This is a genomic window from Streptomyces sp. NPDC059142, assembly GCF_042755665.1.
In the GTDB taxonomy this organism is placed as follows: domain Bacteria; phylum Actinomycetota; class Actinomycetes; order Streptomycetales; family Streptomycetaceae; genus Streptomyces.
Genome location: NZ_JBHZDA010000038.1, coordinates 47,025 through 57,080, shown reverse-complemented (window position 1 = coordinate 57,080; position 10,056 = coordinate 47,025). Strand labels below are relative to the sequence as shown.

The 10,056-nt window shown below is 72.2% G+C and carries 9 protein-coding genes; 7 read left to right on the top strand and 2 right to left on the bottom strand.

Going from position 1 to position 10,056, the window contains the following annotated elements:
- Positions 1 to 251 precede the first annotated feature (251 nt).
- Both ACFXPK_RS16515 and ACFXPK_RS16510 read left to right on the top strand, forming a co-directional pair.
- Entirely contained in the window at positions 252 to 1,064 is an 813-nt protein-coding gene (locus ACFXPK_RS16515) for an SAM-dependent methyltransferase (RefSeq protein WP_385004104.1), read from the top strand.
- On the top strand, positions 1,061 to 3,229 hold the full coding sequence (locus tag ACFXPK_RS16510) for a putative bifunctional diguanylate cyclase/phosphodiesterase (RefSeq protein WP_385004102.1): 2,169 nt from the start codon (positions 1,061 to 1,063) through the stop codon (positions 3,227 to 3,229). Before ACFXPK_RS16515 ends, ACFXPK_RS16510 begins: the two co-directional genes overlap by 4 nt.
- A gap of 96 nt (positions 3,230 to 3,325) precedes the next feature.
- Here the strand turns inward: ACFXPK_RS16510 and ACFXPK_RS16505 are convergent, their stop codons facing one another.
- Complete coding sequence (locus ACFXPK_RS16505) at positions 3,326 to 4,225, bottom strand: LysR family transcriptional regulator (RefSeq protein WP_385004100.1); 900 nt, start codon at positions 4,223 to 4,225, stop codon at positions 3,326 to 3,328.
- A gap of 93 nt (positions 4,226 to 4,318) precedes the next feature.
- Here ACFXPK_RS16505 and ACFXPK_RS16500 point away from each other — a divergent pair, with 93 nt between their 5' ends.
- The 4 genes from ACFXPK_RS16500 to ACFXPK_RS16485 all read left to right on the top strand — a co-directional run bounded on the left by ACFXPK_RS16500 (position 4,319) and on the right by ACFXPK_RS16485 (position 8,763).
- Positions 4,319 to 5,044 (top strand): succinate dehydrogenase, encoded by a 726-nt coding sequence (locus tag ACFXPK_RS16500; RefSeq protein ID WP_385004099.1) that lies wholly within the window; start codon positions 4,319 to 4,321, stop codon positions 5,042 to 5,044.
- Between the two features lies 1 nt (position 5,045).
- Positions 5,046 to 7,004, top strand: coding sequence for a fumarate reductase/succinate dehydrogenase flavoprotein subunit (locus ACFXPK_RS16495; RefSeq protein WP_385004097.1), 1,959 nt, complete (start codon positions 5,046 to 5,048; stop codon positions 7,002 to 7,004).
- On the top strand, positions 7,001 to 7,747 hold the full coding sequence (locus ACFXPK_RS16490; protein ID WP_385004095.1) for a succinate dehydrogenase/fumarate reductase iron-sulfur subunit: 747 nt from the start codon (positions 7,001 to 7,003) through the stop codon (positions 7,745 to 7,747). Before ACFXPK_RS16495 ends, ACFXPK_RS16490 begins: the two co-directional genes overlap by 4 nt.
- A 71-nt stretch (positions 7,748 to 7,818) precedes the next feature.
- Complete coding sequence (locus ACFXPK_RS16485) at positions 7,819 to 8,763, top strand: hypothetical protein (RefSeq protein ID WP_385075868.1); 945 nt, start codon at positions 7,819 to 7,821, stop codon at positions 8,761 to 8,763.
- Positions 8,764 to 8,815: 52 nt separating this feature from the next.
- Here the strand turns inward: ACFXPK_RS16485 and ACFXPK_RS16480 are convergent, their stop codons facing one another.
- Positions 8,816 to 9,031, bottom strand: a complete 216-nt coding sequence (locus ACFXPK_RS16480; RefSeq protein WP_385004090.1) for a dodecin — start codon at positions 9,029 to 9,031, stop codon at positions 8,816 to 8,818.
- A gap of 172 nt (positions 9,032 to 9,203) precedes the next feature.
- Here ACFXPK_RS16480 and ACFXPK_RS16475 point away from each other — a divergent pair, with 172 nt between their 5' ends.
- The gene (locus ACFXPK_RS16475; RefSeq protein ID WP_385075865.1) at positions 9,204 to 9,866 is read left to right on the top strand and encodes a histidine phosphatase family protein; all 663 of its coding nucleotides are present in this window, start codon (positions 9,204 to 9,206) and stop codon (positions 9,864 to 9,866) included.
- The last annotated feature ends 190 nt before the right edge of the window (positions 9,867 to 10,056 follow it).

Genomic DNA, 10,056 nt, shown 5'->3' with positions numbered 1-10,056 from the left:
TTTTACTACCCCAGTCGCGGTGGGGGCCGGGCGCGCGGGTCGGCCCCCCCCCGCGCCGGCCCCGGCCCCGGGCGCCGCCCGCGGCCGGGGGGGCGGCGCGCCCCACCACATGCACATGCCGACTGTATGTGACCAAGAACGGATCGCTAATTTCCGTTTGGGCTCGCTCTCTTGGCGGTCGATCAGTAGCCTCGGCTCGAACAACCGGCCGCTATCAGGCCGCACTCCGTGGCGACTTGTTGGAGACATCGATGGAGCGTCCCGCCTGGGCCCCGCAGGGCATCGACATTTCGGTGCCGAGCGTTTCCCGCATTTATGACTACTATCTGGGCGGTTCGCACAATTTCGAGGTGGACAGGGAAGCCGCGCGCCGGGCCATGGGGTTCATGCCGGGACTCCCGAAGATCATGAAAGCGAACCGCGCGTTCATGCGGCGCACCGTGGAATTCGCGTCCTCGGAAGGCATCGGCCAGTTCCTCGACATCGGCTCCGGCATTCCCGCCTTCGGCAATGTCCACGAAGTCGCCGCCGCGCTCGACCCGCAGGCCAAGGTCGTCTACGTCGACCACGACCCGGTCGCGGTCGCCCACAGCCGGGCCTTCCTCGAAGACACCCCCAACACCGCCGTGGTGAACGCCGATCTCCGCGAGCCGCGCAAGATCCTGCACAGCCAGGAGACGACCGGACTGCTCGACCTGGAACGCCCCGTCGCGGTGCTGTTCAACTTCGTCCTGCACTTCCTGCGGGACAAGGACCAGCCCTACCGGGCCGTGGCCGAACTGCGCGACGCGCTCGCCCCCGGCAGCCTCATCACCGTCACCCACGCCTCGTACGACGGCGTCCCGGTCCCCACGGAGGACACGGACGCCGCCGTCGCCGTCTACACGGAGACCCACAGCCCGCTGGTGATGCGCTCCCGCGAGCAGATAGCCCGTTTCTTCGACGGTTTCGAGATGGTCGAACCCGGCCTGGTGTCGATGCCCGACTGGCGCCCCGCCGACCCCGCCGACCAGGAGGATCCGTACGCCTACTCGGGGTTCGCCGGAGTGGGACGCAAGGCGTGAGGGTCCCGGAACAGGAGCCGGGCCCGGCGGACCCGGACGGCCTGGAGGACAGAGTCAGGCGGTTCGCGACGATCTGGAGCCGGGCGATCTTCCCGTCGGCCGCCACGTCGCTCACCCGCGCCGAGTTCGAGGAGTGCCTGCTGCCGCTGGCCCGCTCCCTGCGCGAGGCCCTGCACGCGCGCCCCTTCGACAGCTCGCCCGCCGGAGCCGCGGGCACCGCCCTGGTCGCCGCGCACTGCACCGACCCGGAGGCCCTGAGCCGCACGCTGGGCGTCATCGACGCGTACCTGGTCCTGTACTGCGGTACGGACGAACTGCCCGGGGAGGAGAGCCGCGCCCGGTGCGCCCGCCTCCAGCACGCCCTGGCCGCCGGGTACGCGCTGGCCCTGCGCGAGCGCACCCTCGCCGAGCAGGAGGCGCTCGCCCGCTCCGCGCTCGCGGCACGCAGCGACGCGGAGGACGCGCTCCACGCCACCCAGGCCCGCTTCCACGCGGTCTTCGAGGGCGCGGCCATCGGGATCGGCATCGCCGACCTCGACGGCAATGTCCTGGAGGTCAACGACACCCTCACCGCGATGTTCGGTGGGCTCGAACACCATGTGCGCAGCCGCAATGTGAGCGAGTGGGTCCACCCGGAGGACGGGCCCCATGTGTGGCGGCTCTACGACGAACTGGTGCGCGGCGAGCGTGAGCACTTCCGGGTCGAGAAGGCGTTCTACCGCAACGACGGCACCGTGCTCTGGACCAATCTGACGCTCTCGCTGCTCCGTGACCCCGAAGGCGCCCCGCAGTACCAGCTCGCGCTGATGGAGGACACCACCGAGCGGCGGCTGCTCAATCTGCGGCTGCGGTACGAGGCCACCCATGACGCGCTGACCGGACTGCCCAACCGGACGCTGTTCTTCGAGCGCCTGGAGAAGACGCTCGCGGCGGGCGACGACGCCCGCTTCGGCCTCTGCTACCTGGACCTCGACGGCTTCAAGGCGATCAACGACAGCCTCGGCCACTCCTCGGGCGACCGGCTGCTGGTCGAGGTCGCGGACCGGCTCCAGTCGTGCGCCACCGCGCCGGGCGAGATGGTGGCCAGGATCGGCGGCGACGAGTTCGTGGCCCTGACGACCAGGCCCGGCACCGAGAGCGAGGTGACCGATCTCGCCTCCCGGATCCTCGGCGCGCTGGCCGTCCCGATCCGGCTGGAGGGCCGGGAGTTCACCGTACGGGGCTCCATCGGCATCGTGGAGGGGGCGTCCGCCGGGCGGAGCCCCGCCGAGGTGCTGCGCAGCGCGGACATCACCATGTACCGGGCCAAGGCGGCGGGCGGCAACCGCTTCGAGCTGGCCGACCCGGAGGCCGACGCCCGCGCCATCACCCGGCACGGGCTGACCACGGCGCTGCCGGCGGCCCTGGAGCGCGGTGAGTTCTTCATCGAGTACCAGCCGCTGGTCCATCTCGACGACGGCACCGTGCACGGCGCGGAGGCGCTCGTGCGCTGGTCCCATCCGCAGCACGGGGTGCTCGGACCCGACCGGTTCATCCCGCTCGCCGAGCACACCGGGCTGATCGTGCCGCTCGGCCGCTGGGTGCTGGAACAGTCCGTACGGCAGGCCCGGTTCTGGCAGCAGGAGGTGCCGGAGGGCACGCTCGGCAGACCCCTGCGGATCAACGTGAACCTCTCGCCGACCCAGCTCCACCATCCCGGGCTCGTCGCCGACACCGTCGAGGTGCTGGAGCGGGTCGGGCTGCCACCGGGCGCGCTCTGCCTGGAGGTCACGGAGTCGGCGCTGATCGGGGCCGACGAGGACCTGCTCAAACCGCTGCGCCAGCTCGCCGAGATGGGCGTGGACATCGCGCTCGACGACTTCGGCACCGGCTACTCCAACCTCGCCAATCTGCGCAGGCTGCCGGTGAGCGTGCTCAAGCTGGATCGTTCCTTCACCCAGAGCATGCAGCAGCACCCGGCCGACCCGGTCGATCTGAAGATCGTCGAGGGGATCGTCTCCCTGGCGCACAGCCTGGAGCTGGCCGTGACCGTGGAGGGCGTGGAGACCGGGGCACAGGCGGACCATCTGCGGCGGCTGGGCTGCGACACGGCGCAGGGCTGGTACTACGCCAGGCCGGGGCCGCCCGAGCACCTGCACACGCTGTCGCTGGCGGACGCCGTCTGAACGGAGCGGCGGCCGTCCCGACCGGGCGGCCCCGCCGGTCCCGTCCGGACCCGGCCGCGACCGGTCCAGGACCCCGCCGCTCCGCCCGCGCCCCGTTCAGGCCCTCGCCGTACCGGCCGCGCCCTGCGTGGCCAGCAGCACCTTCTGGAGCTCCCGGGCGGCGCGCGGCGGGGCGACGTCGCTACGGTGCGCGAGCGCGATCGTACGGCTCAGCCCCGGCCTGGCCAGCGGTGCCACCCGCAGATCGCGCGCCCGCGCCGCCACCATGCTGGGTACCACCGCCATGCCGAGCCCGGCCCGTACGAAACCGAGCACGGCGTCCATCTCACCGCCCTCCACGGTGAACGACGGCTCGAACCCGGCGGACCGGCAGGCGGCCACGGTCAGCTCCCGCAGGTCGTAGCCGTGCCGGAACATCACCAGCGGCCGGCCCTCCAGATCGGCGATCCGCACCGGGCTCCCGGGAGCGGGCGCGCCGGGTGAGGAGACCACCACCAGGTCCTCGTGGAGCAGGTCGACCGTGGTCAGCGCGGGGGAGGCGGCCGGCAGCGGCATCACCACCAGCGCCAGATCGAGCGCGCCGCGGGCCAGCTCCCGTACGAGGTCGTGCGAACCGCTCTCCTCGATCAGCAGCTCGATACCGGGATGCAGATCGTGGAAGGCGCGCAGCACCTCGGGCAGCAGCCCCGTGCACAGACTCGGCGGCGCGCCCAGCCTGACCCGGCCGCGCCGGAGCTGCACCAGCTCCTGGACCTCGACCCGCGCGGTCTCCGTGTCGGCGAGGATCCGCCGGGCCAGTGGGAGCAGCGCCTCACCCGCGTCGGTCAGGGCGACATTGCCCCGGGCGCGGCTCAGCAGCTCGGCGCCCAGCTCCTTCTCCAGCGCCCTGATCTGCTGCGACAGCGAGGGCTGCGAGACATGGACGCGCTCGGCGGCGCGGGTGAAGTGGCGGGTCTCGGCGACGGCCACGAAGTAGACGAGCTGCTGGAACTGCATCCCCCCAGGATACGTCCACGATAGGCATGGCCTATGGAGTTCAGCCGGACCATGTCTTGGACCTCTCGGCCGCTGCGGCCTAGCGTCATGAACATGGCTCTGGCAACGCGGACGGACCCGGCGGACCCGACGGACAAACGGGCGTCCATGACCCGCACCCTGTGGAGATCGACGATCGGGAAGAAGACGGTCATGGCCGTGAGCGGCCTGATCATGCTCGGCTATCTCGTCGCCCACATGCTCGGCAATCTCAAGATCTTCTTCGGGGCCTCCGAGTTCAACGGGTACGCCCACTGGCTGCGCACCCTCGGCGAGCCCCTGCTGCACTACGAGTGGGCGCTGTGGCTCGTACGGATCGTCCTCGTCGCGGCCGTCGTCCTGCACGGGGTCTGCGCGTACCAGCTCAGCCGCCGCGACCTCGCGGCGCGCCCCAGCCGCTACGTCCACCGGCGGGCGCGGACCAGCTACGCGACCCGCACCATGCGCTGGGGCGGGATCATCCTCGCCCTGTTCATCGTCTGGCACATCCTCGACCTGACGACCGGCACCGCGCACCCCGGCGGCTTCCAGCCGGGCCATCCGTACCAGAACGTCGTGGACACCTTCTCCACCTGGTACGGCAACACGGTCTACATCGTCGCGATGATCGCCCTCGGACTCCATGTCCGGCACGGCTTCTGGAGCGCCGCACAGACCCTCGGCGTGGGCAGCGCCACCCGCGACCGCTTCCTGAAGACCGCCGCGAACACCCTGGCGCTGGTGCTGACGGCGGGCTTCGTCGCCGTACCCGTCGCCGTCATGACCGGAGTGGTGAGCTGAGATGAACGAACCCACCCGCTACACCGAGTACACCACCGGCGCACCGCTCGCCGACACCAAGGCGCCCGGCGGCCCCGTCGCCGAACGGTGGGACCGGCGCCGCTTCGAGGCGAAGCTCGTCAACCCCGCCAACCGCCGCAAACACACCGTGATCGTCGTCGGCACCGGCCTCGCGGGCGGCGCCGCGGGCGCCACCCTCGCCGAACAGGGCTACCACGTCGTCCAGTTCTGCTACCAGGACTCCCCGCGCCGCGCCCACTCCATCGCCGCGCAGGGCGGCATCAACGCCGCGAAGAACTACCGCAACGACGGCGACTCCGTCCAGCGGCTCTTCTACGACACCGTCAAGGGCGGCGACTTCCGCGCCCGCGAGTCCAATGTGCACCGGCTCGCCGAGGTCTCCGTCGAGATCATCGACCAGTGTGTCGCCCAGGGCGTCCCGTTCGCCCGGGAGTACGGCGGACTCCTCGACACCCGCTCCTTCGGCGGCGTCCAGGTCTCCCGTACGTTCTACGCGCGCGGCCAGACCGGCCAGCAACTCCTGCTCGGCGCCTACCAGGCGCTCTCCCGGCAGATCGCCGCCGGCACCGTCGAGATGCACGCCCGCACCGAGATGCTCGACCTGCTCGTCATCGACGGGCGGGCCCGCGGCATCGTCGCCCGCGACCTGATCACCGGCGAGATCACCCCGTACTTCGCCGACGCGGTGGTCCTCGCCTCCGGCGGCTACGGCAACGTCTTCCACCTGTCGACCAACGCCAAGAACAGCAACGCCACCGCGATCTGGCGGGCCCACCGGCGCGGCGCCCACTTCGCCAACCCCTGCTTCACCCAGATCCACCCCACCTGCATCCCGCGCTCCGGCGACCACCAGTCGAAACTGACCCTGATGAGCGAGTCGCTGCGCAACGACGGCCGGATCTGGGTGCCCGTGGCACACGGCGACACCCGGCCCCCGGCCGAGATCCCCGAGGACGAACGCGACTACTACCTGGAGCGGATCTACCCGTCCTTCGGCAACCTCGTCCCGCGCGACATCGCCTCGCGCGCCGCGAAGAACGTCTGCGACCAGGGACGCGGTGTCGGCCCCGGCGGCCAGGGCGTCTACCTCGACTTCGCGGACGCCATCGCCCGGCTCGGCCGCAGGGCCGTCGAGGAGAAGTACGGCAACCTCTTCGAGATGTACGAGCGGATCACCGCCGAGAACCCGTACGAGGTCCCGATGCGGATCTACCCGGCGATCCACTACACCATGGGCGGACTCTGGGTCGACTACGACCTCCAGACCACCGTGCCCGGGCTGTTCGCGATCGGCGAGGCCAACTTCTCCGACCACGGCGCCAACCGGCTCGGCGCCTCCGCCCTCATGCAGGGGCTCGCGGACGGCTACTTCGTCCTGCCGTCCACCATCAACGACTACCTCGCCCGCCACCCGCACCACGACACCGTCGACGGCTCCCACCCGGAGGTCGCCGAGGCCGTCGCGGACACCGAGGACCGGCTGCGGCTGCTGCTCGCCGTGGACGGCGACCGTACGCCCGAGTCGTTCCACAAGGAGATCGGCGAACTCCTCTGGGAACACTGCGGGATGGCCCGCACCGACAGCGGACTGCGCAAGGCGCTCGACCGTATCCCGCAGATCCGCGAGGAGTTCTGGCGCCGGATCAAGGTGCCGGGCACCGGCGAACAGCTCAACCAGTCGCTGGAGAAGGCCAACCGCGTCGTCGACTACCTGGAACTCGCCGAGCTGATGTGCCTGGACGCCCTGCACCGTACCGAGTCCTGCGGCGGCCACTTCCGCGAGGAGTCCCAGACCGAGGGCGGTGAGGCGGCCCGCCGGGACGAGGAGTTCGCGTACGCCGCCGCCTGGGAGTTCACCGGCACCGGCACCGCCCCCGTCCTGCACAAGGAAGACCTCGTCTTCGAGTACGTCCACCCCACCCAGCGGAGCTACGCATGAGGCTCACCCTGCGCGTCTGGCGCCAGCCGGACGCCGACACCCCCGGCGCCATGGTCACCTACGGGCTCGACGACATCTCCGAGGACATGTCGTTCCTGGAGATGCTCGACACCCTCAACGAGGAGCTGATCCTCAAGGGCGACGAGCCGGTCGCCTTCGACCACGACTGCCGCGAGGGCATCTGCGGCGCCTGCGGAGTCGTCATCAACGGCGACGCCCACGGCCCCGAACGCACCACCACCTGCCAGCTCCACATGCGCCACTTCTCCGACGGCGACACCATCGACGTCGAGCCCTGGCGGGCCGGCGCCTTCCCCGTCGTCAAGGACCTGGTCGTGGACCGCTCCTCCTTCGACCGGATCATCGGGGCCGGCGGCTACATCACCGCCCCCACCGGCGCCGCCCCCGAGGCACACGCCACCCCGGTACCCAAACCCGACGCCGACTCCGCCTTCGAGCACGCCGAGTGCATCGGCTGCGGCGCCTGCGTCGCCGCCTGCCCCAACGGCTCGGCGATGCTCTTCACCTCGGCCAAGATCAACCACCTCAACGTCCTGCCCCAGGGCGCGCCCGAGCGCGAGACCCGCGTCCTGGACATGGTCGCCACGATGGACGAGGAGGGCTTCGGCGGCTGCACCCTCGCCGGGGAGTGCGCCACCGCCTGCCCCAAGGGCATCCCGCTGCCGTCGATCGCGGCGATGAACAAGGAGTGGCTGCGCGCCACCCGTAGAGCCGCCCGCTGACCGACGGCATGCGGCCGGGGCCGATGTCCCGCACCCTGGAGCACAGGAACGATCAGGGAGCGGGTGGAGCCATGGGACTCGGACGGCGCGCGCTGCTGCTGGGGGCCGGCGGGCTGCTGGCCGGGGGCGCCGCCGGGTGCTCCGGGACCGCCGGGACGGGGACCGCCGCCGTGACGCGTTCGTCCGGACCGCTGCCGACGACCACTCCGTGGCGGCCCGACCGCGACGACGTGGACCCCGCCGTCAAGGCGCGCGCCGTCGAGGTCGTGGAGGCCATCGGCGCGTGGCCCGCCGGGCAGGGGGGTGTCGAGGCGGCGAAGCGGCGGGTGGCCGCGCTGGGCGCGGCGCCGTCGCTGGTGGACGAGGCGGGGCCGCTGCTGCCCGCCGCCGACGAGGCCGTGCTCCAGGTGATCGACGCCCAGTACGGCGGGATCCTCGCGGACTCGGCCAGTGTGCTGGTGGTCTGCCGGCAGTGGACCCCGGAACACCGTACGGGCACGACCGGCACGACCGTCGACGTGCGGCTGAGCCGGGCGCGGCCCCGCTGGGAGGTGACCGCGCTCCACCCGGCCAGGCCCGGCGCCGCCGTGCCCGCGCTGCCCGCAGCCGCGCGCGAGGTGCTGTCCGCGCCGCGCATCGTCCTGCCGCCCGCGGCGGCGGCGGACATCCGCAGCGGCCATGTCCACGAGAGCGTCCTGCGCGCCCTGCTCCGCCTCGCGGGTACGTACCGGATGTACGTCAGTGTGATCCGCTCCGGCCATCCGATGGACGTCTTCGGCACCGACCGGCCCAGCGACCATCCACGCGGCCGGGCCTTCGACGTCTGGCAGATCGACGGGCACGCGGTCGTGGATCCAGCGACCTCACGCCGGCTCGTGGAGACCTTCATGCGGGACGCGGCGGCGGCCGGCTCGTACAACGTGGGCGGTCCGGTGCGGCTCTCCGGCGGCGCCCCGGGCCAGTTCTTCAGCGACGCCACCCACCACGACCATGTCCACGCGGGGTTCACGGCCTGAGCGCCGGGCGCCCGGGAGCATCACGACGTCAGGCCGTCAGGCTGTCAGGCTGTCACGCCGTGTCGTCGAGCCGGAATCCGACCTTCATGCCGACCTGGTAGTGCTCGATGTCGCCGTCGACGATGTGGCCGCGTACTTGCGTCACCTCGAACCAGTCCAGTCCCCGCAGCGTCTGCGCCGCGCGGCTGACACCGTTGCGGATGGCGTCGTCGATCCCCTCGTGCGAGGTGCCGACGATCTCGGTGACCCGGTAGGTGTGGTGCGACATGGGGCCGTTCCCCTCTTCCGGTGCGCGTGCGCGCCCTCACGCGTCGCGGGGCCCGCGACGTCCCTCCACCGTGCCCCACCCGGCCGTTCCCCGCGAGGCCACGGGGCCACCCGCCGCTCTCTGCGACAGTGGTACGGACACTCGTACACCCATCCGGAGGATGCGTCACCTCATGCGCCTGCTGCTGATCCGACACGGCCAGACCCCGTCCAACGTCGCCGGTCTCCTGGACACCGCGGAGCCCGGTCCCGGGCTCACCGCGACGGGGGAGCGGCAGGCCGCCGCGCTGCCCGGCGCCCTGGCGGACGAGGACATCGGCGCGCTGTACGTCTCGAACCTGGTCCGTACGCGGCTCACGGCGGCGCCCCTGGCCGCCGCGCGCGGACTGGAGGCGCGGGTCAGGGACGGGATCAGGGAGCTGTCCGCGGGCGACCTGGAGATGCGCGGTGACGAGGAGTCGATCCGGCGCTATCTGACCACCGCCTTCGCCTGGTCGGCGGGGGACATGGAGCTGCGGATGCCCGGCGGCGAGAGCGGGACCGAGGCGCTGGCCCGGTTCGACGCCGTGGTCGCCGAGGCGACGGCGACGGGCCTCGGCACGGTGGCGCTGGTCAGCCACGGGGCGGCGATCCGGATGTGGACCGCCGCCCGCGCGGAGAACGTGGACGTGGACTTCGCCGCCGCCCACGCCCTGGACAACACGGGCGTCGTGGTCCTGGAGGGCGCCGGCGGACCGGCCGCGTCCGGGTGGAAGGCCCTGACCTGGGCGGGCACGGTGGTCGCCCCGCGCGACACCGACACCGAGGACGGCGGCCCCGCCGGGCGCGCGCTCTGAGAACTCCCGGCGGAGCGGACGGATCCTGGGGCACGGGCCTGGGCGCGCCCCGGGGGCGGGGGGGGGCCGCCGCGGGGGGGCGCGCGGGGGGGGTGGGGGGTGGGGTGGCAGTGTGGCTCCCGTGCGCGCACCACGGAGGAGGGTCCGGTGACGGCGGCGCCGGAGACGCCGGGCAGCTCGGCGAGGAGGG